Below are 26926 nucleotides of genomic sequence, written 5' to 3' on the forward strand. Positions count from 1 at the left end.
GTCTGGAACGGGAGAGCCGCTGACCGGCTGTCCTACGCGGTCTGCCGCGCGTGGTGCGGGCCGGTCAGCTGCCCGGTCGAGCCGAAGTAGCGGATCATGCGGGAGAGGGAGTGGCGGTCGATGTCGGGGTAGTGCAGCCCCAGGCGTTCGAGCAGCCGCGACGTCTTCTCGTTGCCGTAGGTGTTCTCGCCGAGTTCCAGCGCACCTTCCCGGAACAGCGGGACGGCTGCCGCGAGGGCGTTGCCCCCGGGAAGGCGGGCCGATTCCTCCAGGCGCTTCAGCCACTCGTCGGCCGGCACCGTGTCCAGCGTGTAGCCGCACTCGCGGACGGCGGCGTGCACCGGGGTGAAGTCGGAGCCGCGTGGGTGGAAGAGGTGGAACGTCGCGCCGTCGGCGGAGGGATCGCGGGAGAGGGCGACGACGGCCCGGCTGACGAAGTCCACCGGCAGCAGGTCCGTCGTCAGCTCCTCGGCGGGCGGGGCCGAACCGAGTTCGATGAAGCTCTTGATCTGGCGCCACAGGAAGTCGTCGGCCTGGCAGGCGCCGGTGACGCTGTCGCCGGAGATCCGGCCGATGCGGTAGACGGTCACCGGCATGCCGCGTTCACGCGCCAGCCGTGCGATCCCCTCGGCCACCCACTTGCTCCGGGTGTAACCGATGCCGAGCCCCTCGGAGGTTTCGGGCACCGCCTCCTCGGTGATCGGCCCGGCGCCCTGGCCCGGGGCGAACACCGCGATGGTCGACATGTGATGCACCCGCTTGAGCCGCCCCGTGGCGGCGAACTCCAGCACGGACCGCAGACCGTCGACGTTCGCCGGTTTCACCGAGGCGTACGGGAGGACGAAGTTGATGTGCGCCGCCGCGTGGTAGACCACCTGGACCGAACCGGTCAGTTCCGCGTGGGCCGCGTCGGACAGCCCCATGCGCGCGCGGGCGAGGTCTCCTGGCACGGCGCGCACCCGCTCCCAGGCGATGTCGTCCGCGATGCCGTACAGAGTGGCCGTGGCGTGCAGTCGTTGCAGGGCGGCGTGCGAATCGGCTGCGCGTACCAGGCAGTTGACCGCACTGCCTGGTACGGCTGCCAGGTCCCGCAGGAGATAGCTGCCGAGGAAGCCGGTCGCGCCGGTCAGCAGGACCGCGGTCGCGGCGGCCACCGGGGCCGGTTCGCGGTCGCCGGCCCGTACCGTGTCCGGCAGGGTCACATCGCCGCGCAGGTCGGTCGCGGGCGCCGTGAAGGCCGTGGTGTCGCCGGCGCGCCGTTCCTCGATCCGCGCGGCCATGCCGGAGACGGTGGGGTTGTCGAACAGGGTCCGCAGCGGTATGTCGATGTCGAACAGCCGCCGCAGGCGGTAGACCAGTTCGGTGGCGATGATGCTGTTGCCGCCCAGCGTGAAGAAGTCGTCGCCCCGTCCCATGGAGCCGGTTCCCAGCACGTCCGACCACTGGTCGGCTATCTCGCGCTCGGTTCCGGCCCTCGGCTGCTCCGCCGCTCCGGCGCGGTCGTCCGTGCGCCGGTCGCGCAGTTCGCCGGCCAGCCTGGCGGCCAGTCCACCGCGGTCGGTCTTCCCGCTCGGGGTGGTGGGGAGCCGGTCCAGGCGGACGATGTGTGCGGGCAGCATGTAGTCCGGCAGACGGGTGGCCAGCGCGGCCCGCAGCCGCCCGTCGTCATCGGCGCCGTCTCCCGTGACCGCGGCGACCAGCCGTCGGTCGCCCGCTCCGAACCCGACCGCCACCACCGCCGAGCTCTTCACCCCGTCGAGGGCGTCGAGGGCGGCCTCTACCTCGGTGGGTTCGACGCGGTAGCCACGGATCTTGATCTGGTCGTCGGCGCGGCCCAGGTACTCCAGGTCACCGCGCCCGTTCCACCGTACGAGGTCGCCGGTGCGGTAGAGGAGGTCGCCGGCCCGGCCGTACGGATCGGCGACGAAGCGCAGCGCCGTCTCCTCGGGCCTGGCGTGGTAGCCGGGCGAGAGGTGCGGACCGCCGATGTACAGCTCGCCCGTGACGCCGGGAGGGAGGAGTTCACGGTCGGGGCCGAGGACGAGCAGTCGCATGCCGTCGACCGGACGGCCGATGGCCGGTGCCTCGGGCCACTCGCCGGGGTCACCGGACAGCTCGTGCCAGGTGGCCAGATGGGTCTCGGAAGGGCCGTACATGTTCAGCAGCCGGGCCCGGGGGTGCCGGGCGAAGAACTCCCGGATCTGCGGGGAGACGACCAGTGCCTCGCCCACGGAGGTGACCTCGCGCAGGCCCTCGCACCGCAGGCCCTCCGCGACCGCTATCGCGGCGAACCGCTGGAGCGCGACATAGGGCAGGTACAGGCGCGTGACACCGTGCTCGGCGACGAACGCGGCCAGCCGGTGCAGGTCCTTCTGAAGCTCCCCGGGTATCAGGGCGAGCGTGCCCCCGACGCAGAGCGTCCCCAGGATCTCCATCACGGAGACGTCGAAGGAGAGCGTCATGTACTGCAGAGTGGTGCCCTCGGCTCCGCAGGGAGAGATCCGGTGCTGGGCGCCGATGAGATTGCCCACCGTGCGGTCCCGGATGACCACGCCCTTCGGGGCACCGGTCGACCCGGAGGTGTAGACCACGTAGGCCTCGTCGTCGGGCGTCCTGGTTCTGCCCGGCGTCGTGAGGCCGGCCGCAGCCGTCCGGTCGGCTTCCCGGTCGATCTCGAACAACCGTGTTCCGGAGGGGAGTTCCGCGCCGAACGTGCTGTCGGTGAGCACGAGGAGGACACCGGCGTCGTCGAGCATGTACGCCACCCGCTCCGGCGGGTACGACGGGTCCATCGGGACGTAGGAGGCACCCGACTTCACGACGCCGAGCAGCCCGACGATCATGTCGAATGAGCGGGGCAGGCTGATGCCCACCCGGCGGCCCGCCCCCGCCCCCTCCTCGCGCAGGACGTGGGCGAGCCGGTTGGCCCGTTCGTCCAGTTCCCGGTAGGTCCACGAGCGGCCGCCGTCCGTCACCGCGACGGCGTCCGGTGTGGCCGACACCTGCCGCTCGAACAGCTCGCCCACCGGCACGGGGCGCGCGGACCGGTCCACCAGGTCGTTGCGGGCCAGCAGATCCCGCTCCTCGCCGTCGCCCAGCAGGCCGAGATCGCGGACGAGGGCGTCCGGCCCGGCCGCCGCGAACCGGCCCAGCAGCCGGCCCAGACGCTCGCTCATGCTCCTCGCCGTGGGCTCGTCGAAGAGGTGCGAGTCGTACTCGAGCGTGCCGTGCAGCCCGTCCTCCTCGCGGGCGAACACCACGGACAGGTCATACTTCGCGCCGTGCGCCATGTCGCGCCTGATGGTCAGCGGGGTGCCGTCGTGGACGCACTGCGCGGAACCCGGATCGGTCAGCACGAGCATCGTCTGGAGGACGGGGGTGTGAGCGCTGTTGCGCTCGGGCTTCAGGCGCTCGACGACCTTGTCGAAGGGGGCCCACTTCAGCCGCAGCGCGTCGGTGACCTCCGCGCGCGCCTGCCGCAGGGCCTCGCGCACGCTCATCGAGCCCGTGACGTCCTGGCGCAGGACGACCATGTTGACGAAGTAGCCGATGAGGTCCCGGGTCTGAGCGTCGTCGCGCAGCGAGACCGGCGAACCGATGAGCACGCGTTCCTGACGCGTCAGCTTGCCGAGGAACACGCCGTACACCGCGAGCAGGGCCATGAACAGCGTCACGCCCTCGCGTTCCGCCAGCCGCTCCAGCCGCTCGGTCACTTCGGCCGGAACACGCAGGGGCACGGTGGCTCCCCGGTGTTCCTGCGCCGCGGGCCGGGGGCGGTCCGCCGGCAGATCGAGCACGGGCAGTTCTCCGGCCAGCCGGTCGGCCCACTCGTCGAGCAGTTCCGCGGTCCTCCCCGGCGTCAGGTGCTCGCGGTGCCAGTGCGCGAAGTCCGCGTAGTCCGGACGGCCGGGCACCGCCTCCACGGGCAGCCCCCGCCCGTTCCGGTCGTAGGCGTCGAGGAGTTCCCGCAGGAACACGCCGGCCGAGGCGGCGTCCGAGGCGATGTGGTGGATGTTGCAGACGATCGCGCTCTCCTCGCCCGGCCCGAGCGCACAGGTCACCGAGGTCACCGGCCCGTGCTCCAGGTCGAAGCGGATGTTCGCCACCCGCTGGGCGATGGCGTCCAGTTCCTTCTCGCCGCCGTAGTGCTCGACGCGGTAGTGGAAGGCCGTGTCGTCGTCGGAGACGACCTGGAGGAGCCGGGCGTCGCGCAACGTGTAGGTGGTGCGCAGCACTTCCTGCCGGCGCAGCACCCCGGCAACGGAGCGGCGCAGCCGTTCCCCGTCGAGCCGGAACGGCAGCCGGACCAGGAACGGCCCGTTGTACGCCTCCGGCGTGGGGAGGTACTGGTCGATGAGCCAGATGCCGCTCTGGCCGAACGAGGCCTCCGTCGCGTTGCCGGTCCGCGGCGCGGAGCCGGCTTCCACCTCCTGCCCGCGAGTACGAGGGCGCCCACGCGCGGTGCGCTCGGCCACTGTTGCCGCGGTGCCCTCGCGGGCGAGTTCCGCGGACGTCAGGTCGATGGCGAACACGGCCCGCAGTACCGAGCTCAGTTCGTCCAGCCGCCCGGGATCGTCGCAGCACTCGGAGAATTTCTGGTCGGGCCCGAGGCCGGGCGACCGGAGCGTTCTCCGTGCTAATTCCAGTATTGCTGAGGTAAGGGGTTCGTTCACGGTTCTGTCGCCCTCCGGAGACGTCACGCGACCGGCGCAGAGCATGTGCCGGTCGCTGTCGGGAACTCCGTCAGCCGTTGGACGTCGAGGTGCTCCGCTCCTGATCACGGGTCTCTTCGATGAAACGTGCCAGCTGTTCCACCGTGCCGTGCCGGAAAACCGACTCGGTGGTGATTTCGATCCCGAATATCTTCTGCAGGCGGGAGGCCAGTTGCACGAAATGGAGGGAATTCCCGCCATGGCCCAGGAAGGAGTCGGTGGTCGAGAAGTCGTCCATTCCGGAAATCTCGATCCAGGACTGCAGGACGACTGCTTCGAGCGGGTTCTGCATGACTGTTCCGCCTTTCTCTTCGGTGGACTTCTGCTTCGGGGTACCGGATGGCCCGGGAAGGATGAGCGCGGTGCGGTCGATCTTTCCGTTCACGTTCGTCGGCATCTTCTCGAGATGACGGAAGGAGGAGGGGACCATGTAGGAGGGCAACTGCTCCGAGAGCCGGCGGGCCAGGTCCGAGGGGTCGGCCGGCGTGCCGTCACGGGTGGTGTAGAAGGCGACGAGACGCTTTTCGCGGGTGTCGTCCTCGAACGCCTTCACCGCCGCGTCCCCGATCCCGTCGAGGGCGCGCATGGCCAGGGTGACGGCGCTGGTCTCCACCCGGAACCCGCGGATCTTCACCATGCTGTCGGACCGTCCGACCAGCACCACGTCGCCGTCCGCGGTCCGCCGTGCCAGATCGCCCGTGTGGTAGAGCAGCCCACCGTCGGGTGCCGGGGTGAACTTCTCGGCGGTCAGCTCCGGCCGGTCGGCGTACCCCTGGGCCACGCCGGTCCCGCTCACGCACAGTTCGCCCACCTCGTCGATGCCGCAGGGGCGCATCGCCGGGTCGTACACGTCCAGCGTGACCGTGGGGAGCGGCTTGCCGATCGGCACCATGCCCCGGCCGTCCACCTCATCGGCCGACGTCAGCGGGTACAGGGCGGTGATCGAGGAGTTCTCCGTGCAGCCGTAGCCGTTGTAGAGGGTCGCGTCGGTGTGCGCCATAGCTCTGCGCAGGTGGGCGGGGGAGGGGAAGTCGCCGCTGAGCAGCACGATCCGGACGTTCCTCAGACAGTCCGGCTCGTGGTCGACCAGGGCGTTGAACAGGCCGCACGGAAGGCTGAGCACGGTCGCGCCCCGTTCCTCCACGGCCTCGCGCAGCGCGGGGAGCGACGGCAGTCCGGGCGGCATCGGCAGCAGCGTGGCGCCGTGCAGCAGGGCGAGCCAGATCTCGATGGTCGAGGCGGCGAAGGAGAACGCGGCCGACTGCGTCAGGCCGTCCCGCGGGGTGATGTCGAGGGCGCCGTTGTGGGGGCCCAGCCGCGCCAGTCCGCGGTGCGCGATCCGGACGCCCTTGGGCTTGCCCGTGGAACCGGAGGTGTACATGAGGAACGCGGTGTCCTCCGGCCCGATCCCGCGGTCCGCGTCGCCGTCGTCCAGGCCCTCGCTGCGCCGCACCAGGTCGTGCAGTGCGAGTGCGCCTTCGCGGGCGCCGTGGGGAAGGCCGCCCGGGTCGTCGCAGACCACCAGCGACGTGCCGGCTTCGTGCAGGATGCGGCCGACGTACTCCGTGGGATGCCCGGGGTCGAGCGGCACCACGCACCCGCCGGCCTTGAGGGCCGCGAGCACGACGGCGTAGAGATCCGGGGACCGGCCCATGTGCACACCGATGCGGTCGCCTCTCGTCGCCCCCTGGGCGACGAGATGACGTGCCATGCGGTTGGCTCGCCGGTTGAGCTGGTCATACGTGACGCGTAGGGCGCCTTGCGCCAGAGCTACGGCCTCGCTGTTGTCGCGCACCGCTTCCTCGAACAGAGCGGTAAGGATAAGAGGGGGGCCCGGTGATAAATGGGAGGAATTATTTTCCATTATCGCTGATCTCCTCGGCGTGCTGTCCGAAGGAATGGCTTCAGCGATCTCACTGGTGCGGTATGCGAGAAACGCGAGCCGGGGCAGTGGATTCTTCAGCGTGCGGTGCGGAAATATGGTTTCCGTCTGGAAATCGATGTTAACCACAGGTCGGGATCAGTGTCAAATGCCTCTGGTGGAGGGCGGTTTGGGCAAACAATTCCGGTACGTCGCACGCGGTCCCGGCCGGAAGGAATCGAGGCGGGAAGCGCTTTCCGGTCCGTGGCGCAGGCCGGACCGATGCAATTGCTGGCTTCGACGGCTCCCGCGCGGAAGCCGATTAGCCGCCCCTGAAGCGTTATGGTCGGCCGGTTGCCCACCGGCCCAAGGACTCCGGTACCCCGGGTTCGGAGCGCCACGCCCCCCGATGGTGTCTTCAGGGCAACCATTTTTCTTCGGCCCCCGCCGCCGATCTTGACCACGGCCGCGGCACCGGGGCCGGCCGGTGGACCGTCCGACAGCGGGGCCCGCAGGTGTGAGGCCGTGTCATCGGCGGCGCCCCTTGATATCGTTCAACCTCTCAGCACCCGGTAATGCCCCCGTACCGGAAAGCCCCCCATGACTCCACGAGACGGCTCGATGTCCCCCTGGTCCCAGGAACCCAGCGGTCTGGAGGCGGCCCTGACCCACCTGCAGTGTCTTCTGGTCGCACGCCGGTCACGCGCCAACCCCGAAGGCGTCAACTGGCACCAGTACGACGTCCTGGAGCTGCTGCGGGTACGGAGCTCCATGAGGCCCTCCGAACTGAGCGACGCGCTCGACGTCTCCCGGCAGACCACGTCGAAGGCCCTGCGCGTGCTCAAGGACCTGAACCTGGTGACCCAGCAGGCCTTGGGGGAGGACCGGCGCGAACTGAGCACCTCCCTCACCCCCGAGGGGGCGGCGTTCCTCGCCCGGATCGCCCGGGGCCGCCAGGACATCGGGCAGCTCGCCGCGTCCGTTCTGACCGAGGGCGAGGGCGCCCTGTTCGCGGAGTTCTGCGAGAAGGTGGCCGCGGCCATGGAGGCCGAACCCGTACGGTGACTCCCGCCCGGCGCGCCGTTGCCGCCCGGCGGGTCCCTCGTTGCGCCCGGTATGAGCCACGCACCCATTCTCGTTCTCGGCGCCCACGGTTCGACCGGCCGCAGGGTCCTCGCCCGCCTGCGGGACGCACGCCGGCCGGTGCGGCCGGCCTCCCGCGCCACCGGCATCCCGTTCGACTGGAACGACGACACCACCTGGGAGCCGGCGCTGGCCGGGACCGAGCGCGTCTACCTGATGCTCCCGCACGAACTGGCGCTCAGGCAGGACTTCATCCGGTGCGCGGTCACGGCGGGTGTACGGCGGCTGGTCCTGCTCTCCAGCCGTGCCGTCGAGGAGATGGGAGACGACCGCCTGATGGAGGCCGAGCGGATGGTGCGCGACGCCGAGGCGGACTGGACTGTCGTGCGGGCGGACTGGTTCAACCAGAACTTCGACGAGGGCATCTTCCGCCAAGCGGTGCTCGACGGCACGCTGGCCCTGCCGTTGGGGGAGTGCCGCCAGACGTTCGTCGACGCGGACGACATCGCGGCGGTGGCCGCCGCCGCCCTGACCGAGGAGGGCCACGCCGGCAGGACGTACGAGGTGACGGGACCCGATGCCCTGTCCTTCGCGGACGCTCTGGCCGCCATCGGGCGCGCCACCGGCCTGCCCCAGGTCTTCCATGGTGACAAGGACACCTACCGCGCCGGCCAACTGGCACAGGGCAGGCCGGCCGAGACCGTGGAGCGCGAGACCGGCGCGTACACGTCCCTGGCCGCCCTCGGCGACGCCCGGCCGTCGGACACGGTCCACCGGGTCACCGGCCGGCATCCGAAGACGTTCGAGACCTACGTGAGGGAAGCCGCCGCGTCGGGCGCCTGGGCCCCGCGTACCCCGTGAGGCGCACTCCGGCGGCACCGAGCGGGAAGACCTCGTAGGGCGGTTGTCAACAGTGCGAAAGGCGTCAGGGGGGAACGGTGGGGTAGCGGGCGCGTTGTCGGTGCACGGACAATGCCTCGACCCTTCGCTGTCCGGGTGCCGGTCGGCTCCCGGACCTACCCGAGAGGATCCACCATGCGCAAGCCTCTCCTCGCCACTCTGACCGCGCTCACCCTCGGCGCGGCTGCCCTCGCCGGAACCACGGGCACGGCCGCCGCCGCGGTCCCGTCCGGGGGCGGCCAGGCGGCCTCCGCCGTCGCGACGCCGGGCGCGCATCCGGACGAGGGAACGGTGACCCCCACAGGAGTTCGGGCCGCCTCCTTCGCCGGCACGGTCGCGCTCAGCAACTGTTCGGGCTCCCTGGTCCGGATGCCGAACTCACAGCCGGCGGACCTCGCACTGGTCATGACGAACGGTCACTGCCTTGAAACCGGCTTTCCCAGTGCGGGCCAGGTCATCACCGGCAAGTCCTCGACCCGCAGTTTCACGCTGCTCAATGCCTCGGCCGGCAGTGCCGGAACGCTCAAGGCGAGCCAGGTCGTCTACTCGACGATGACCGACACCGACGTGACGCTCTACCGGCTGACCAAGACGTACGCCCAGATACAGCAGTCCAGCGGGATCGCCCCGCTGACGCTGGCCGCCACCCACCCGGTGCAGGGCCACGCGGTCAACGTGGTCTCCGCCTATTGGAAAAAGGTCTACTCCTGCTCGGTCGACGGGTTCGCGTACCGTCTGAAGGAGGATCAGTGGACGTGGAAGGACGCCGTCCGCTATACCCCGGAGTGCCAGGTCATCGGCGGCACTTCAGGCTCTCCCGTCATCGACACGACGACGGGAGAGATCACGGCGATCAACAACACCACGAACGAGAGCGGCGGACGCTGCACCCTCGACAACCCCTGCGAGGTGAACGAACAGGGCACCGTCACCGTCCGCGAGGGCATCGGCTACGCCGAGGAGACATACGGCATCCCGGCGTGTTTCACCACGGGCAACAAGCTCAACCTGGCGGCAGCGGGGTGCGCACTGCCGAAGCCGGCAGGGACACGGTGACCTGAAAGCCTTTACCGCGGGCTCGGCCAGGGCAAGCACGTCACCCGCTCCTCCTTCCCACGGTGGCGGGCCTCGGACGCTTCGACCTGCTGCTTGGCCATCTCGGATCTGCCTGAAGCCGAGTTTTTGGGCTTCGGCGAAGCCGGCGCTGGAGGCGCCGTGGGTGTCAGTGTCCTGCCGGGCCAACAACCGTGCCGCCGTCGCACCGCGGCTGCCCGGCTACGTCCCCCGTCGCCTCCCGCCGGCCCGGATCGACCAGGTCATGGCCCGTTCGGTAACCGTCGGCCACATCCGTACGCTGCCCGCCGCCGCCTCGATCACCCTGCGGGAGATCACCGAAGGCGGCCGAGGCTACCGGGGTACAGGTACTTCCGTTCCGGGACGGTGGTGCCGTGTACCCAGGCGTCGAAGAACCCGGTGAGGTCCGGCCGGCCGGAGACCTTCTTCGCGAGCGCTTCGAACTGTGGCCAGGTGGCGTTGCCGTAGCGGTGCTCCTTCTGCCACTGCCGGAGGGTCCCGAAGAAGGCGGCGTCCCCGATGGTCCGCCGCAGGGCGTGCATCATCATCGACCCCTTGTCGTACAGCGCCGGGTCCAATTCCTTGCCCTGGCCCGGGTCGTAGAGCTTCACGTTCCAGAAGTCGGGGTCCTGTTCGCTCTCCTCCACCATGCCGGCGTAGAAGCCGGTGTCGATGTCGGCGCCGTTCTTCTCTTCCCACAGCTGGTTGGTGTACTGGGCGACGCACTCGGCGATGCAGCCGTCACGCCAGTCCGAGAACGAGACGCTGTTGCCGAACCACTGATGGGCGTACTCGTGCACCATCGAGGCGTCGAACATCATTCCGCTGTACGTCGGACGGCTCTGCGTCTCCAGTGCGAGGGGGCCGTCGCCGCCCCCGTCGGCTTCGCCGTTGATGACGATGCCGCCGGCCGAGGAGAACGGGTACGGGCCGAACTTCGACGCCAGGAAGCCGATGATCTCCGGGAGCAGCGCCTCGGACTCCGGGTCGATCACGGCGCCGGGGCTGTAGGCGTTGATGACCGGGGTGCCGTCGGCCAGCTTCGAGGTGCGAACCGTGAACTCGTCGACGGCGAGGGTGCTGAGGTAGGTGGCGAGCGGCTTGTCCTCGTACCAGCGGAAGGTCTTTCTGCCCTTGGCCGGGGAGGTGGTCGGGCCGGGGCGGCCGTTGCCGATCACGGTCCAGGTGTCGGGGACCGTCGCGGTGAGCCGGAAGGTCGCCTTGTCGGACGGATGGTCGTTGGCCGGGTACCAGGCGGTGGCGGAGTGCGGCTCGCCGGTCACGCTCGCCCCGCCGTTGGTGAGCCGGTGCCAGCTCTCACCGACGGGCTTGCCGGCGTAGCGGACGCGGACGGCGAATTTCGCACCCTTGGCGATCCGGCCGGCCGGGGTGATGACCAGCTCGTGTGCCCCGCTGCGCGTGAAGCTCGTGACCGGGACGCCGTCGACGGTGACCGAGCTGACCTGGAAACCCTCCAGGTCCAGGTGGAAGCGGTCGAGTCTGCCGGTGGCCGTGGCGGTGACGGTGGTGTCGCCGTCGAGGTGGTCGGGGCGGGCCGGGTCGTAGGCCACGCGGACGTCGTAGTGGGAGACGTCGTATCCGGGGTTGCCGTCGTCGGGGAAGTACGGGTCCCCCACACCGGACCCGCCGCCCGTGGTGGCCGCGGAGGGCACGGCGGTCACCAGCACGCTGCCTGCCAGGATGCCCACCAGTGCGGGGTATCGGTGCCGTTTCGTCGTACTGCGCATGTGTCCTGCTCCTGACCGTAGGGGCCGTAGTCGCTGATCAGCGGGTGGCGAGCTGCCAGGTCACGCCGAGCACGGCGTTGGTGCTGACGGTCTCGGTCCGGGGGTCCACGTTGTCGATGCCGTCGCATGCCTCGTGGAGGCAGTCGCCGACGCCGCTGGTGAAGCCGGAGACCGGGATTCCGGCGTCGCCGAAGGACTCGTGGTCCGAGCCGCCGATGCCGATGTCGAAGGTGGGCAGGCCCTTGGCCGCGAAGTAAGCCTCGAACGCGTCCGTGGCCCTGGGGTCGTCGTGGACGACCAGCCACCGCTGCACGTTCCTGCTGCCGGTCATGTCGAAGTTGAGGTAGACGTCGATCTTCTCGCGCCCGGCGGCCGAGAGCTCGTGCACGTAGTCCTTGGAGCCGATCAGGCCCTGCTCCTCCGCTCCCCACCACGCGAACCGCAGATGCCGCTTCGGCGCGGCACCCGCCCGCGACATCGCGACGGCGGTGGCGAGCACGGCGGCCGAGCCGGAGCCGTTGTCGTTCATGCCGGGCCCGGCCTCGACGCTGTCGAGGTGGGCGCCTACGAGCACGACGTGGTCCGGGTCGCCTCCCGGCCAGTCCGCGATGAGGTTGTGTCCGAGGACACCGTTGTGTGTGAAGGGCCGCAGGCTGGTGCGGAAGCCCGCCTTGTCCAGCACGCCCTTCACATACGCCAGCGACTGCTGGAAGCCCTTGGTGCCGTGGGCGCGGTTGCCTCCGGTGCGGTCCGCGATCGACTGCAGCGCCCGCAGGTGCTGCATGACCTGCTCCGTGGAGACGACGGGTATCCGCGGCGTCTTCGGCGCGGCGGGTTCGGCCGACGCCGCGGCGGGGACGGCGATCAGCGCCGTACACAGACCGAGTACCGCGGTCGTGCGCCGCATGCGGCTGAGTATCTCCATGCGTGACTCTCTCCTTGAAGGCAAGGCGGTTTCTTCCGGCGCGGAGCCGGAAGAAGAGAGTCGCTGGGTGATGTCAGAAGAATGTCAGAAACCTGTGGCGGCGCAGTGGTCGTCATCCGTTGCCACGGCTCTCTGCCCCGTGCGTTGTACTGGAGTACCTCGCCCAGCGCCGTGGTTCGTCTCTCCCGGCGGCTGGGTCCGCGGGACGTTCCGTCCGCGGGTACGGCCGGCCGGTACGAGGAAGTACATCGTGCGAGCGGCAGGGGCCACGAGAACGGGACCTGCTGCGGGGCCGAGGCGTTCGAGAGCCTGCAGGCCGAGGAACCGCAATCCTGGACCGCGTCCCAAGCTTTTCCCGCGGCTACAGCGCGGGTTCCGGCTGTGCCGGGACGTCGGACCGGCCGGATCGGGCATTGATCCGGCCGGCCTCGGCCCGCGACGCCGCCGGTGCCGTCAGTCGCTGTAGACGCCTACCTCTTGGAGCGAGTAGCCCCACTTGGTGCCGCGCTCCAGGCCGTGGACCCGTACGTAGCGGGCCTGAGTCCGGGCGAACCGCGCGGTGTCCAGGCCGCCGTCACCAGCGGTCGTGGACCAGGCGGTCTGCCAGTTCTTGCCGTCCTGCGACAGCTCGACGCGGTACGACTTCGCGTATGCCTCCTCCCAGTCGAGGGTGACGTGCTTGACCGGCTTCGAGGATCCGAGGTCGATCTGCAGCCACTGGTCGTTCGTCCACTCGCTGGCCCAGCGAGTGCCCACGTCTCCGTCCACGGCGCGGCCGGGAGCGAAGCTGACGGCCGGGTTCCACCACTCCGTCGTGGACGCCGAGGCGGCCGCACCCGAGGCCAGATTCACCCCGGACTGGTGCTTCTCGGTGTTCCCCCAGGTGCGCAGGTAGGACTCGGCACCAGTGAAGAGATCGTCCACCACCTTTTGGCCGCCGACGATGCGGATGTCCTCGATCCAGTCCGGGACCGTGCCGTAGTGCGCCGCGCCGTCCGTGTTGAAGTTCCACGTGCGCTCGCCGGTGGTCTGCTTGTCGATCACCGAGCCGCCGTCCGTGCTGCGGAAGGGGTACTTCACCGGGTTGGGGGTGTCCCCTCCCCGCGGGGCCGGCCAGCCGCCGACGCCGTTCATGTCGGTGCCGTAGCCGTAGCCGACCTGGTACTTCTCGCGCAGCGCGTCCGTGCGTCCGGCCTCCGCGCTGAACGCCCCGGAGGGGCTCATGTACTGGGCGGCGAACCCGCCGAGCTTGTAGAGCCGCTCGGTCCACCCCAGGTCCATCCAGCTGTGCGAGGAGACGACGCCCGGGTACGACTCGGACTCGAGGACGTCGAAGGCCTGATCCGCGGCCTTGACGCTCATGTGGTCGAGCTCCAGCATCATGTGGCGCTTCATCATCCCCCGCACCGCGTACTCACCCAGGCTGGTCAGCCCGCGGGTGTTGCACTGCGCGTCCGAGGCGTAGGAGGGAACGGCCACACCGCTCGGCAGCATCTTCTCCGCCTGTGCCGCCGCGGCGTTGCCGATGGGGTTGTCGTGCTGCGGGCCACGGCAGGTCTCCGTCTTCCAGAAGGTGCCGGTCGACAGGAACTGGCCCACGTTGATGGCCGTGCCGAGGGCGCCGGAGTCGTACCGCACCCCGCACAGCGCGTTGTCGAACTTGTGGCACAGGAACATGCTGCTCACGCCCAGTTCGTGCAGCTCGTCCAGGCCGCGGTCGATGTCCGCCTTGCTGCACTGCGCGATGTCCAGGACCTGCTTGCAGCCGAACGGCTCGGATGTCTCGACGCCCAGGACGACAGCCAGCTTGCCCTGCTCGACGACCTCGCGGGCCTGCGCGCTGCTGGTGACGATCCGGAACCAGCCCTTGCCCGGGCCGCCGTACATCTTGTCGATGAAGGCCTGCATGTCGTACGACTTCTTCGCCTCAAGACGGATGGCGGTCATCTCGTCGCAGCTGCGGTCCTTGAAGAAGTAGACCGAGCAGATCACGCCGTTGGTGACCAGGTCGTTGACCAGTACCCGCTGTCCGCCGCGCCAGGCCCGCTCGATATTGGCGTAGTAGTTCTGCTGGTGGGTCAGCGAGTCATGTGCGGGCCAGTCCTTGAAGGTGGGCCACCCATTGGGGTCGTGCCTGCCGTCACCGCCCTTGGTGACGAAGTCGAAGACGGCGAGGGAGCCGTCGGGGTAGTGCTCGGGGCAGTCCTTGAGCGCATCGGCGACGCCCTGCTCCGAGAACGGCTTGCCGCAGATCAGCCGGCCGCCGAAGCCCTCGTTGGCCATGATGTGGTTGTGTGCGTCGACGAAGCCTCTTACGCGGCCCTCGGAATCGGTGCCCTTGAAGGGCTCACCCGTGACGTTGATCTGTGCGTCGGGCGCGGGCCGCGAGGTCGGGTTCCACCAGCCGGCGTCAGGCACCGCCGCGGAGCTGGGCATCGGACCGAGTACCAGGGACATCACGGCGAGGAGCAGTGACACCACCGTGAAGGATCTGAGTCTGCGGCGCGGAGGTTGAGCCATGGCCATCACTCGCTTCGATTGACATGTTCACTGAAGTTACTGACGAGTTGCCAGAATCGCGACCACTGTCGGCGGAGTCAACGGTCCGGGCGGGGAAACATGAGAATTTCTCATTTTTTTGTGAACTCGACTTCACTTGTGTTCAGTTGGCTGGCTGCCCGTCAGGCCACGCTGCGGATGCGGTTGACGAGGAGGCCGCCGATGAGGATGACCAGGGCCGCGGTGGTGTAGAGGCCGGTGTAGCCGCCGAGGTGGGTGATGATCGGCGCGGCGAGGGCGGGGGCGAGGACCTGTGGGCCGGAGTTGGCGATGTTGATGACGCCGAGGTCTTTGGCACGGTCGGTTGCCTCGGGCAGGACCTGGGTGACCAGGGCCTGGTCGACGGCGAGGTAGATTCCGTAACCCGCGCCGAGGACGGCTGCGGCGACGATGGCGGACGGCCAGGTGTGGAGCAGGGAGAGCAGTACTGCCGCTGCGGCCATGACCAGTGAACAGAGGACGACGAAGACCTTGCGGCGTCCAATACGGTCGGACAGGGCACCGGCGGGGATTGCTGTGAGTGCGGCGCAGAGCGTGTAGATCACCGTGAGGATCAGTACGCCGGTGCCGGGGTCGCCGTAGTGGACGGCGTCGGCGAGGAAGTAGAACAGGTAGAGGGTTCCGAGGGCGTTGCCGAGGTTGATCAGGAATCGGGTGAGCCAGGCCCAGCCGAAGTCGGGGTGGCGTCGAGGGCTCACCCAGAGCGACCGGGTGAACGTGCGGGCGTCGAAGGCGGGGCGCAGTGCCCGGGGCAGCGGCGGCTCGGAGTGGCGCAGCGTGAAGGGGAGGGCGAGTGCGACGGTGAGCACGGCGAGGGTGACGTAGCCGGAGCGGACGCCGGTGACCAGCAGTGTGGTGATCAGTGCGCCGAGGACGAGGCCGAAAGACTGCATGAGGCCGGTCCAGCCGGAGACCTGGGCGCGTTGAGTCAGCGGTACGCGGTCGGCGATCGGGGTGGTGACTCCGGCCAGCATCGCGTTCAGACCTGCCTGCGCGAGGCACCAGCCGACGGCGACCCCGGTCACGGTGTGCTGGGTGGCGGTGATCGACAACCCAGCCGCCCCGGCGAGGGCGCCGCCGAGAATCCAGGGGCGGCGGCGGCCGAACCGGCTTGTGGTGCGGTCCGACCACGCGCCGGCGAGCGGGTTGGCAAGCACCGCGACCAGCGCGCCGAGGCCGGTGACGAGCGAGAGCGCATCGTTCTTGTCCTGCGGGTCGATGTGCTCCAACTGGAGTGGCAGCAGGATTTGAATGGGGGTCATGAACGCCATGAAGACGGCCAGCGTGGCCAGTGAGAGATTCGCCGTCCAGCCGGCCCTGACCGGGACGGTGGGCTCGGCGAATACGGCGGAGTCGTCCGGGGCTGTGGAGGCGTGGGGCATGACGGCTCCGTTACTCAGGACCGCTGGGAGGCGATCAGGTCGCGGTACCACTCGAAGCTCGCCCGGGGCGTGCGACGTCGGGTGCTGAAGTCGACCTCGACCAGGCCGAAGCGCTGGTGATAGCCCTCGGCCCACTCGAAGTTGTCGAGCAACGACCAGGTGAAGTAGCCGCGGACGTCCACCCCTCGGGACACGGCTCGGGCGATCGCGGTGATGTGTCCGGCGAGGTAGTCGATGCGCGCCTGGTCGTGCAGTCCGGCCGGTTGCGAGCAGCCGTTCTCGGTGATCCACACCGGTGGAAGGCCGTTGCCGTAACGGGTCTTGAGGCCGGTGAGCAGCTCCGTCAGCCCATCGGGAACCACCGGCCAGTCGAACGCGGTTCGCTCGTACGGCTCCGCGGGCTCGGCCAGGTCGAAGGGCAGCGCGGCGGCGGGGTCGGACGGTGCGGTGACCCAGGTGGGGTTGTAGTAGTTGACGCCCAGCCCGTCCAACGGTGCGGCTATCGTGGCGAGATCGTCATCGTGCACCACTCCTCCCCAGCTCGGGTCGGTCATGCCGTAGGCCGACAGGTCGGGATAACTTCCCGTCAGTAGGGGATCGTTGAAGAGCCGGTTGTGCAGGGTGTCATAGGCGGAGGCCGCCGCCACGTCCTTGTGCTGCCGGGCGTCGTCGCGCAGACGGACGGGCGTGCAGTTGTTGGCGATCAGAATCTGCCCCCCTGGAACGGTGTCTCGCAGTGCCGCGGTCGCGAGGCCGTGGGCGAGCAACTGGTGATGTGCGACGGGCAGTGCGTCCAGCATCAGCGTGCGGCCCGGGGCGTGGACGCCGTAGCCGTAGCCGAAAGACATGTGGACGAACGGCTCGTTCAGGGTGATCCACCGTTTGACCCGGTCTCCCAGCCGTTCCGCGACCACCGTCGCATACTCGGCGAACCGGTAGGCGGTTGCGCGGTTCAGCCATCCGCCCTCGTCCTCGAGGGCCTGCGGGAGGTCCCAGTGGAACAGGGTGGGTGTCGGCTCGATCCCGGCGTCGAGCAGCGCGTCGACCAGGCGGTCGTAGAAATCCAGTCCGCGCGGCTCGACCTCGCCCGCGCCGGTCGGCAGGACGCGGGGCCAGGAGACCGAGAAACGGTACGCGTCGAGCCCGAGCCGGCGCATCAGCGCGACGTCCTCGTCGAACCTGTGGTGGTGGTCGCAGGCGATCTCGCCGGTGTGGCCGTCGCGTACGACGCCGGGGCGCCGTACGAAGGTGTCCCAGATGGACGCCCCCTTGCCGTCCTCGTCCGCGGCGCCCTCGATCTGGTACGCGGCGGTCGAGGCGCCCCAGACGAAGTCGGCCGGGAGCCGGGGGAGTCGGGTGGCATCGGTGGAGCTCGTCGTCACTGGCGCCTGCCTTCATTGCTGATGCGCGAGTTGCCCAGGTTCGGCCGCCCGCGCCGCTCCGGAGTTCTGCCGACGGACGCTCTTCGCGCCCCAACGGCAGGGTGAAGAAAGGCTGTTGGTGGGTTGGGGCGCGTCGTCCGAAGTGGGCCGCACCGTAACATGAACTATCGTTCATGTTCTAGGGTTGCGTCCAGCAGGCTGCGTAGCCCGTAGCCCGTAGCCCGTAGCCCGTAATCCGGCCGTTGGCTGCTGTCCAGGCCGTGACCGCAGCGCTCGCCGGGCGGTCAGGCCCGGCTCCACCGGCTCCTGCCGGGCGCAGATGTCAGGCGCTCGAAGCGCACGGCGCGCAGCCCTGCGCGAGGTGCCGGGCAGGGCCTGGCCGGGAAGAGTGCCCGTGTCGGGACGGCCCGGGGTGCGGCTGGTGAGTGGCGGTACGGGCCCTCGGCCCGAGGTCAGATGAGCGGCTGAGCGCCCCGGTTCACCCTTCCGCGGCCGTCAGCCGACCGCGCAGGTCCTCCCAGTAGGCGTTCAGCATCCGCCTGAGCTCGTCCACGGTTTCCACGTCCGGCTCGCCGTCGCTCTTGAAGACTTCGTGCAGCACGGCGTTGGCTGCCCATACCACCATGCGCGTCGCCCGGTGCGCCCGGTCGCCGCCGGGGGCGCCGGTCAGGTGCTCCACGATGCGCTGCAGGCCCTCGGCGATGTGTGTGTTGCTCGCCTCGTCGGCCCGCGCGAGCTCGGGACTGAGGTGCCGCCCGGCCCACAGCGCCATGCCGCCCGACTGGGACCGGAAGAGATCGGCGTAGACGCCCACCATCATGCCGACCGGGTCGGACAGTTCACCATCGACCGCACGTTCGACGAGTTCGTCAATGGCGGCCTTGAAGGCATCGAGGTACCGCTGGCCCAGCGCGTCCACGACGGCGCTCTTGTCCGCGTAGAATTGGTAGATACTGCCGACCGGCGTGCCGGCTTCCTCGGCGATCCGTCGCATCGTCAGCGCCTCGTACCCCTCCTGGGACAGGATCCGGTCGGCTGCGGCGAGGATGGCCTCGACTCGGGCCCGGCTGCGTGCCTGCTGGGGCTGCCTCCGTAGCCGCACCCCCGATGCCGGCTGCGGCTTGCCTGCTTCCGTCACCACGTGCCCCCGGTCCTCCGATGGCGTGAACGTAGCACGCGGCCACGGGCCCATCCTTTCCTGCGCCGCTGGTGTGATCACGGACTGGTCGCGGAGTTCCGGAGTGCGACTGACCCCGACGCATCGCCGTTTCCCGGGATGAGGCCCGAGACCCGTCGGCCGTTCTGATGAAGGCGGTCGGACGGAACCTTGGGATGCCCCTGCAGGCTGCGTCTGAAGGTCGCCAACGGCGTCGGTTCTGCGGCGCGCGCCCCTCCCGCAGCGCCTTGCGGTAGGCCTGCCTGCACATCCACGACCTCAAGCGCCGCCGCCAGGCGGTACGAAACCACTCGTCCGGATCGCTCTCCCCGCCGTCGCGGTACGCGGGCAGCTGTACGACGGCAACGTCCTCTTACCTGGAAGTGCCGGGCGAATCGCGCAGCGCCCAGACTCCGGCCATGTCCGTGAAGGCTGCCGGAGGCGAAACGGGCGGGGCCCACCGGAATTGCTCCGGTGGGCCCCGCCCGCCAAGAATGGTTACACCTGATTACCAGCGGTACCAGCGCCCTCGCTTACCGCCGGCGCCCGCGGAGCGGACCAGGAAGCCCAGCAGCCACACGACAAGCACGATGATCGCGATCCACCAAAGAATCTTGAGTGCGAAACCCAGGCCGAAAAGGATCAGCGCGAGAAGAAGAACGAGAAGCAGGGGAACCATGATTATTACCTCCTCGACCACATGTGCCCTGGTCCGGAGCATCCATACCTCCCGCTGCCCGGCAGGATGACCGGATTCGGTCCTGCGCATGGAGGTGCAGGCAACGGTCGAACCGCGCGTCTACAAGAACCGTCGAATCGGAATGACGGCCACTTCTCGTGCCCGCTGGACGGCCGAGCGCCGCTTCCAGCGGCCCGACGCGATCAGCTCACTCACTTCCAGATCCTGCTCGAAGTGCCCATCCAGCACGGCGGTGAAGTCCTCGTCCAGGACGGCGAGCATGACCTCCTCGTCATGGTCCAGGGAGCGGCGGTTGAAGTTCGTCGAGCCGACGAGAGCCGCGACCCTGTCGACGGTGATCACCTTGGCGTGCATCATCGTCGGCTGGTACTGCCAGATCTTCACCCCGCACGCGAGCAGATCCTCGTAGAAGTGCTGCCCGGCGAGCTGGCACACCCGCTTGTCCGTATGTGGCCCCGGGAGCAGTATCTCCACCGCAACGCCCCTACGGGCCGTCGCGCACAGCAGCTCGATGAAGTAGGCGTCAGGCGCGAAGTAAGCCGTGGACAGGCGGAAACGCTCCTGGGAGGACTCCAGCATCACCCGTAGGAGGGTCTGCATGTCCTGCCAGCCGAAGCTGGCCGAACCGCGCACCACCTGCACAACCGCCTCACCCTGCGGGGCGTGGTCGATGAAGCGGTCCCGCTCGTCGAAGAGTTCGTCGTGACACTCGGCCCAGTTCTGGGCGAACGCAGCGGCCAGTCCATCCACCGCGGGCCCACGCACCTGGACATGGGTATCGCGCCACTCGTTCTCGTTGCGGGCATCCCCGCACCACTCCTCGGCGATCCCCACCCCGCCCGTGAAGGCCGTAGCCTCGTCCACCACGAGCACCTTGCGGTGGCAGCGGTGATTCTGCTTGAGGGGCGAGATCAGCAGCGGCTTGCGGAACCACGCAACTTGCGCGCCGGCCTGCTCCATCAGATCGAGCAGATCCTTCTCGATCAGCCGGCTGCCGAACCCGTCCAGCAGCAACCGCACACGCACGCCCTGCCGGGCTCGCTCGGCCAGCGCGGTAGCGAGCTCACGGGCCACCTCGCCCTTCCAGTACACGAACGTCATCATGTCGATCGTGTACTCCGCACCGCGGACGCTCGCCAGCATCGCCGCGAATATCTCATCTCCATTACGCAGCGGGATCAATGCGTTACCCTCTGTCGCGGCGATGCCGATCAGTCGCTCCAGACGCCGCCGTATCAGCCGACTACGGTCCTCGCCGGACAGCGCCGCCTCCGGTTCCGAAACCGGGCGCTCCTGCGTGCTCGTCATGAAAATCTCCTTGGCCGGCCGGGAAGCGGGAGGACTCTGTGTCACCTCGGCCCTCGGCACCTGGGCAGCACGCAGACTTTACCCGCCCGGGCCCCGGCCGACTTCGGGACAGCAAGAGACACTATCGCCCCCTGTGCCTCCGACGACGTTCCGTGGGTGGAGAGTCGGGCGGCGGAGGAGCTCAGTAGCCCTGGCCGACCAGGAACGAGTCGAAGTCGAGGGCGAACGAGCGGGCTTCGGCCACGTGGCCCTCGTTGTCCCCGTGGGCCAGCGCGAAGATGCACAGACCCTGCCGGGTCCGTACCACCCACATGCTCCGGTCCCCCTCGCGAAGCAGTACCAGGTCGAGTTCATTGCCGGTCACCACGTCCTTGACCTGTTCCAGGCTCTCGCGGCGCCACACGACCTCGCCAAGACGGACGAGCGGAGCGGGTCCGGTCTCCTCGCCGGCCGTCCACAGGGCTTCCAGGCATGCCTGGTCCGAGGCGCCCGAGTGCGGCAGCTGTTCACCCGTTTCCGCGGTGGGGCGGAAGTACCGCCGGCCGTCCTCGCCGTCGCAGCCGGCGATGGCGAAGAATCCGGATTCGGCCGAGAAGACCGCCGCCGCCCGTACGGCGGGCAGTTCTTCGCCGAGGGCGAAGTGGGTTCTGAGCACATCTTCCCATTGCTCCGTCACAGGAGACATCGGTAGTGACCTTCCGTCGGCGTCGTTGCGGTTCACGGACCCGTTCGGTTCACGGACCCGCTCGGGTCGCCGCAGGGGCGGGCGAATTCGGTGGCGCACCCCTGCGACATGACCTCTCCTGCCCGTCAATGTGCAGTTCAGACGGGTGGTCGGAGGGCCGGCCCGTGAGGTACCTCTCCTGCCCATCCGCCACAGCACGCGGAGGTGGAGCGGGGCCGCACCTCACACGTACTGCCGGTCCGGTCCTATCGGACCGGCAGTACCGCGCGTGCGGACCCGGCGGCGGAGTTCACTGCCCGGCCGGCGCCGCTCAGTGCGTCGGACGTGCTCGCGCCCACCGTTTCGATCGCTGAGTGCAGGTGTCCGCCCGCCGCGGCCGTGGCTCTGCCTGCCTTCCTCCGGCCGGAGTGAGCCGCTGCGCGGGCACGGTAGGCGGCCGACGGTTTGCCGTGGGTGTCGGCGGCGGCGAGCAGCAGCGCGCCGAACAGACCGACGCGGCGGGCGAGGTCGAAGCGCTGCTCCTTACGGAGTTCGTGGTCCTCCTCCTTCCACCTTGCGTGCTCGGCGAGGGTTGTCGGCACGAGGCTCGCGGCCAGGACGAGGGAGGCGGCGCGGGGGAAGCGGCCCAGCGCGAGTGCTCCGCCCGCGGCGATCTGGACGGCGGCGTTGAGCCGGACCAGTCGCACCGGATCGTCAGCGTTGGCGCCGAGCTGCCGTGCCCAGGAGGCGGTGCCGGTCGCGAGGGGGCGTGGACTGCGCAGCGCGTGCCCCGCCTCGGTGATGAAGGGGGCGGCCAGCAGCGGGCGGGCGATTCTTCTCAGTACAGCCATGAGTCTTCGTCTGCCCGTGGAGACGGGCGGCATACGCGGCAGACAGGGGCGGGGAAGGCGAGGTGGTCCTACCGGTCACCCTTCGGCACGGTCGTCTGCACCCGCGTGTCGTTCCCTCGGAGCGGGTTCCCCGGGGTGCGTGCCCGTGAGGATGAGCTGATCTCGGCGCGCCCCTCGGGTTCCGTGTCCTCGACGGGCTCACCGGGCGGCCCGCGAACCCCGTTCGCCCGCGCCTTCGCCACCCGGCGTGCCGTTCCCGTAGGTGCTCGGTCGCAGGCAGGAGGTCTGCCGGGCGAGTTCCGGGGCACACGCGGTTTCGGACGATGGAGAGGCCGTCGTGAACGTCAGCCGCCGCGAGGCGTGCCCACACAGGGGAGTTTTGATGCCGATCACCGTGCCGGGAAGACCCGCCGAACTGCCCGATGCGGGCGCCACCGGGACTCCGCGCGGGAGCAGGGCCTTCGCGCTGCCTCGCGGCCTCGGAGGCACGGCAGGCCGGATCGCCGCATTCACCGTCGGACAGGCCGCGCTGATGGTGGGCGCCGGGCTGCTCATCACCGGCCCCGCCGCCCACGTCTGGCCGATGACCGCCGAGGACCGCGTCGACGAGGGCTTCGAAAACCTCCGCACGGGCGCCCTCACCACCGTGTCCTTCATCGGTTCCGAGGCGGGCAACACCCTGACGGTGATCGCCATCACCCTGCTGGCCTGCCTCGGGCTGGTGTTCATACCCCGGCTGCCGATGTGGCGCCAGGCGGCCTTTCTCGCCGTGTCAGTCTCGCTCCAGGCACTCGTGTTCCTGCTCATCACCCTGTCGGTGGACCGCCGGCGGCCGGATGTGGACCGACTCGACGCCTCCCCGCCGACGTCGAGTTACACCTCCGGCCACACCGGTGCCGCCACCGCGCTCTACGCGGGCCTCGCCTTCCTCGCCCTCTCCCGGATGCGCGGCCCGTGGCGCAGGATCGCCGCCACTGTGCTGCTCCTCCTGCCGCTGCTTGTCGCCATGTCCCGCCTCTACCGGGGCATGCACCACCCCACCGATGTCCTCGGCGGCCTGGTCAACGGCGGCCTGTCGCTGATGATCGTGGGGTCCGCGCTGTTCGCCCGGCCCGAGGTGGTCGCCCCGCCCGCCGGGCGGCCGGAGCGTGCCGTCCCGCCGGCCGGGCGCACCGCGGTCGTTTCGGGCCCCGTCACCGTCATCGTGAACCCGACGGTTACCCGGCCGCGGGACCAGGAGGCCCTGCGCGCCGTCCTGGAGCGTCACGGCCTCCACGAGGCGGTGTTCGTGGAGACCACGGCGGACGACCCCGGCGTCGGCCAGAGCGCCCGCGCCCTCGCCGACGGCGCCCGGCTCATCGTGGTCTGCGGCGGTGACGGCACCGTGCGCACGGTCGCGGACGCCCTGGCGGGCAGCGGCGTCCCGCTCGCCATCGTGCCCAGCGGCACCGGCAACCTCCTCGCCCGCAACCTGGGCCTGCCCCTCACTCCTGTCGAGGCACTGGACGCCGCGCTCCGCGGCGTCCCTCGCCCCCTCGACCTGGCCCGCATCGAGGGCGACGAGCTCCCCTCGACCCATTTCACCGCCATGGCCGGGGCCGGACTTGACGCCGCGATCATGGAGAAGACCGCGGAACGGGCCAAGTCCGTCCTTGGCTGGCCCGCTTACGCCCTGGCCGGACTCTCCTCCCTCACCACACCCCCCGTGCGGCTGACCGTGCGCCTCGACGGGGCCCCCGCCCTGCACCGTACGGCTCGCATGGTCCTCGTCGGCAACGTCGGCACTGTGCAGGGCGGTGTGACCCTGCTGCCCTCCGCCCGCCCCGACGACGGCCTCCTGGACCTCATGATCCTGGACCCGCACGGACCGTCCGGCTGGCTGCGGGCGCTCACCACGGTGCTGCGGGGCCGCTCCGGGGCCCCGCGCCCCACCTCCCTGAACACCACGGAGGGAGAGGGCGGAAGCCTCCGCGTGGAGTACTTCACCTTCCGCCGGGCCGAACTGCGGTTCGACGCACTGTGCCCCCGTGAGATCGACGGCGACCCCGTCGCCCCGGGCAGCCGGCTGACGGTGACGGTCGCCACGGGTGCCCTGAGCGTCATGCTGCCGCTGGACGCGGCCTGATGGGCACCGTCGTCAAGGTCCCGGTGACCCGCGACATGTCGGGCGACGAACTCTCCGCCGATGAGGCGTTGCAGTCCCTCCGCCGCTACGGCCGCTGGCCGCTGGTGCGCGACTCCTTCGTCCGGTTCCGTTACGCCGACGGCTTCAGCCACTCCCGTGCGCTGGCCCTGCAGACGGTGCTCGCCCTCATCCCGATGGCCATCGCGTTCGTGGGCCTCTCCTCGGCCATGCACACCGAGAACGTTGGCCGCATGGCGGAACTGACGATCCATCAGCTCGCCTCGGGACCCAGCTCCGAGGTGGTCGACGACGCCCTGCGGCGCAGCCGGGAGGAAGCGGGCGACGGCGCGGCACTCGCCCTCTGGCTGGGGCTGGTCTTCTCGCTCGTCAATGTCACGACCGCGATGTGCCAGATCGAACGCGGCGCCAACCGGATCTACGGCAATGAACGCGACCGCCCCTTCCACCGCAAGTACCTGCGAGGACTGGTGATGTCGCTCAGCGCCGGACTGCCCCTGGGGCTCGGATTCGTCGTCATGGTCGCCGGCCGCGACCTGGCCACCGCCGCGGTCAGCGTCTACCACCTCGACGGCGATGCCCAGACGGCCTGGAACATCCTGCGCTGGCCCTTCGGACTGCTCCTCGCCCTCATCTCGGCGAGCGCGATCTTCCGCCGCTCGCCCCGCCGCGCCCAGCCCGGCTACACCTGGCTGGCGTTCGGCTCCGCCGTCTACCTGGTGCTGTGGACGCTGCTCACCTGGCTGCTGAGCCTCTACCTCCAGGTGAGCCACTCCTTCGACACGGTGTACGGGCCGCTCAGCGCGTTCATGTCCCTGCTGTTGTGGGCCTATCTCACGTCCATCGCCCTGTTCCTGGGCCTGTCCTTCGCCGCCCAGCTGGAGGCGTCACGAGCCCGGGTGCCCGGCCCGATCCACGCCGACCCGGGAGTCTGAATGCCCGTGCGCACCACCGCCCGACGCATCCGCGAGAGCCGTCGCCGCGCGGCCGACCGCCGCTTCGGCGTCCACCTGCTGGGCGCGATCGCCGTGGCCGCCGCCACCGCGGTCCCCTTCGGGCTGCTGCTGGTCCTGGTCAAGGGCCGGTGGGGGCCTCTGCGCCGGATCGACGAGGGCGCGGCCGGCAGTCTCCACCGCACCGCCCTGGAGCACCCCGGCTGGACGACCGTCCTGCAGTTCCTGTCCGACCGCGTGTGGGACCCCTTCACGCTGCGGGTCGCCGTCGCGCTGCTCACCGGATGGCTGCTCTACCGCCGCGCCTGGCGGCTCGCAGCCTGGTCCGCGGTGACGGCCGTCGCCGGAGGACTGATCGGACTGCTCGTCAAGACCGTCGTCGAGCGGGCCAGGCCGTCGTTGGAGAACCCGGTCGCGCACGCCCCGGGCTTCTCGTTCCCCTCGGGGCACGCGATGACCGCGACCACCTCATGTGCCGTGCTGCTGCTGGCCCTGCTGCCGATGGTGCCGCGTGCCTGGCGGACCGTGTGCTGGGGCCTGGCCGTCGTGTCGGTGATCGGTGTCGGCTTCACCCGTGTCGCGCTCGGCGTTCACTGGTTCAGCGACGTGGCCGGAGGCTGGCTCCTCGGCCTGGCCGTGGTGGCAGCCACGTCCTGGGCGTTCGAAACCTGGCGCACCGACGCCGGCCGGGCCCACGCTCCCGTCAGTCAGGGACTGTCGCCCGAACTCACCGGCCCCCACCCCGAGCCCGACGCCGTGGCCGGCGGCCGCTCCCGCCCCGAAGCGCGGCGGCCCGGCTCCGGGGACCGGCCGAACCGTGGCCGGCGCTCGGATTGATCGTGGCCGAACAGCACACATGTGATGACCGATCACGAGCGTTGTCGGATCGCGGGCGTGATCAGTACACCTGGGTTGGAGCCTTCCGTCTGGACCGGGCCGGTTCAGTACGCTGGCCCATCGAGCTGCGGCCCGCCGCGGACAGCAGGCACCCGATCGTGAGGCCGACGCCGAGGTACGGCGCCGCCGAGCCCACCACGGCGGCCGGCGTCGCCGACGTGGTGGGCTCGGCGGCAGCACCATGTCGGCGGTGGCGAGAGCGATGACCCAGGCGAAGAAGGTGGCCGGCTGGGGCGTGGCCGGGATCAGCAGATGCAGCAGTCCGGTCGCCGCCAGAGCGCTCAGGGCGGCCACGACGGCGGTCATCGCGCCGCCCGCCCACAGCCGCGCGGTGTCGACGCGGGGACGCGATGGCTCCGGCGGCACCTGACCGGTCTGCTGTGCCTGCCCCTCGTAACCGTTACGTGGGTCCACGACCGGACATCTCCCCTCGGTTGACCGAACCCCCGATCGTGCAACGGGCGGCCCGCCGCGGCGACCGGACGCGGTCCTTACGGATGATGCCCGGCCGCGACGTGGGGAATTGCTGCCCGCTGATGAACGCTGAGCAACTGGCCGCCTTCCTTGGCACGCCGCTGAACACGGTCTGCGTCTCAGATCACCGACACCAGGGTCCGCGAGCGCACAA

The 26926-nt window shown here is 69.9% G+C and carries 19 protein-coding genes and 1 pseudogene; 8 read left to right on the forward strand and 12 right to left on the reverse strand.

From position 1 onward, the window contains the following. Positions 1-32 precede the first annotated feature (32 nt). Positions 33-4673 (reverse strand): amino acid adenylation domain-containing protein, encoded by a 4641-nt coding sequence (locus tag ACIQM0_RS15205; RefSeq protein WP_401286376.1) that lies wholly within the window; start codon positions 4671-4673, stop codon positions 33-35. Between the two features lie 70 nt (positions 4674-4743). After that, positions 4744-6507: an amino acid adenylation domain-containing protein gene (locus ACIQM0_RS15210; RefSeq protein ID WP_401286377.1), complete on the reverse strand. Its 1764-nt coding sequence runs from the start codon at positions 6505-6507 to the stop codon at positions 4744-4746. Positions 6508-7173: 666 nt separating this feature from the next. On the opposite strand from ACIQM0_RS15210, the gene ACIQM0_RS15215 reads away from it, so the two are divergent. The 4 genes and pseudogenes from ACIQM0_RS15215 to ACIQM0_RS15230 all read left to right on the forward strand — a co-directional run. Continuing rightward, positions 7174-7638, forward strand: a complete 465-nt coding sequence (locus ACIQM0_RS15215; protein ID WP_401286378.1) for a MarR family winged helix-turn-helix transcriptional regulator — start codon at positions 7174-7176, stop codon at positions 7636-7638. 51 nt (positions 7639-7689) lie between these two features. Then, on the forward strand, positions 7690-8517 hold the full coding sequence (locus tag ACIQM0_RS15220) for an SDR family oxidoreductase (RefSeq protein ID WP_401286379.1): 828 nt from the start codon (positions 7690-7692) through the stop codon (positions 8515-8517). Between the two features lie 174 nt (positions 8518-8691). Continuing rightward, positions 8692-9612 carry a serine protease gene (locus ACIQM0_RS15225; RefSeq protein ID WP_401286380.1) on the forward strand — a complete coding sequence of 307 codons (921 nt, stop codon included), beginning with the start codon at positions 8692-8694 and terminating at the stop codon, positions 9610-9612. 226 nt (positions 9613-9838) lie between these two features. Continuing rightward, positions 9839-10033: pseudogene (locus tag ACIQM0_RS15230) on the forward strand (hypothetical protein); the annotation flags it as partial. Here ACIQM0_RS15230 and ACIQM0_RS15235 read toward each other — a convergent pair. The 10 genes from ACIQM0_RS15235 to ACIQM0_RS15280 form a co-directional block, all read right to left on the reverse strand. Further along, on the reverse strand, positions 9945-11378 hold the full coding sequence (locus ACIQM0_RS15235) for a M1 family metallopeptidase (RefSeq protein WP_401286381.1): 1434 nt from the start codon (positions 11376-11378) through the stop codon (positions 9945-9947). The pseudogene ACIQM0_RS15230 and the gene ACIQM0_RS15235 sit on opposite strands and share 89 nt — an antisense overlap. A gap of 37 nt (positions 11379-11415) precedes the next feature. Continuing rightward, on the reverse strand, positions 11416-12303 hold the full coding sequence (locus tag ACIQM0_RS15240; protein WP_401286382.1) for a M20/M25/M40 family metallo-hydrolase: 888 nt from the start codon (positions 12301-12303) through the stop codon (positions 11416-11418). A gap of 453 nt (positions 12304-12756) precedes the next feature. Next, on the reverse strand, positions 12757-14829 hold the full coding sequence (locus tag ACIQM0_RS15245; RefSeq protein ID WP_401286383.1) for a discoidin domain-containing protein: 2073 nt from the start codon (positions 14827-14829) through the stop codon (positions 12757-12759). A 155-nt stretch (positions 14830-14984) separates the two neighbouring features. Next, positions 14985-16244, reverse strand: a complete 1260-nt coding sequence (locus ACIQM0_RS15250) for an MFS transporter (RefSeq protein ID WP_401286384.1) — start codon at positions 16242-16244, stop codon at positions 14985-14987. Positions 16245-16258: 14 nt separating this feature from the next. Beyond that, on the reverse strand, positions 16259-17626 hold the full coding sequence (locus ACIQM0_RS15255) for a GH1 family beta-glucosidase (RefSeq protein ID WP_401286385.1): 1368 nt from the start codon (positions 17624-17626) through the stop codon (positions 16259-16261). A 478-nt stretch (positions 17627-18104) separates the two neighbouring features. Next, entirely contained in the window at positions 18105-18764 is a 660-nt protein-coding gene (locus tag ACIQM0_RS15260) for a TetR/AcrR family transcriptional regulator (protein WP_401286386.1), read from the reverse strand. A 526-nt stretch (positions 18765-19290) separates the two neighbouring features. Beyond that, positions 19291-19461 (reverse strand): hydrophobic protein, encoded by a 171-nt coding sequence (locus ACIQM0_RS15265; RefSeq protein WP_401286387.1) that lies wholly within the window; start codon positions 19459-19461, stop codon positions 19291-19293. A gap of 120 nt (positions 19462-19581) precedes the next feature. Next, positions 19582-20790: a phosphatidylserine/phosphatidylglycerophosphate/cardiolipin synthase family protein gene (locus ACIQM0_RS15270; RefSeq protein WP_401286388.1), complete on the reverse strand. Its 1209-nt coding sequence runs from the start codon at positions 20788-20790 to the stop codon at positions 19582-19584. A 181-nt stretch (positions 20791-20971) separates the two neighbouring features. Next, positions 20972-21445 (reverse strand): hypothetical protein, encoded by a 474-nt coding sequence (locus tag ACIQM0_RS15275; RefSeq protein ID WP_401286389.1) that lies wholly within the window; start codon positions 21443-21445, stop codon positions 20972-20974. A 275-nt stretch (positions 21446-21720) separates the two neighbouring features. Beyond that, positions 21721-22305, reverse strand: a complete 585-nt coding sequence (locus ACIQM0_RS15280) for a DoxX family protein (RefSeq protein ID WP_401286390.1) — start codon at positions 22303-22305, stop codon at positions 21721-21723. A gap of 382 nt (positions 22306-22687) precedes the next feature. Between ACIQM0_RS15280 and ACIQM0_RS15285 the strand changes: the two genes are divergently transcribed. From ACIQM0_RS15285 to ACIQM0_RS15300, 4 genes are all read left to right on the forward strand, one after another. Continuing rightward, positions 22688-24430, forward strand: coding sequence for a diacylglycerol kinase family protein (locus ACIQM0_RS15285; protein ID WP_401286391.1), 1743 nt, complete (start codon positions 22688-22690; stop codon positions 24428-24430). After that, entirely contained in the window at positions 24430-25383 is a 954-nt protein-coding gene (locus tag ACIQM0_RS15290; protein ID WP_401286392.1) for a YihY/virulence factor BrkB family protein, read from the forward strand. The genes ACIQM0_RS15285 and ACIQM0_RS15290 overlap by 1 nt, the downstream gene beginning before the upstream one ends. Beyond that, positions 25384-26238 carry a phosphatase PAP2 family protein gene (locus tag ACIQM0_RS15295; protein WP_401286393.1) on the forward strand — a complete coding sequence of 285 codons (855 nt, stop codon included), beginning with the start codon at positions 25384-25386 and terminating at the stop codon, positions 26236-26238. Between the two features lie 250 nt (positions 26239-26488). Then, positions 26489-26668, forward strand: coding sequence for a hypothetical protein (locus ACIQM0_RS15300; RefSeq protein WP_401286394.1), 180 nt, complete (start codon positions 26489-26491; stop codon positions 26666-26668). The last annotated feature ends 258 nt before the right edge of the window (positions 26669-26926 follow it).

This window comes from Streptomyces sp. NPDC091387 (assembly GCF_044756945.1).
In the GTDB taxonomy this organism is placed as follows: Bacteria; Actinomycetota; Actinomycetes; order Streptomycetales; family Streptomycetaceae; genus Streptomyces.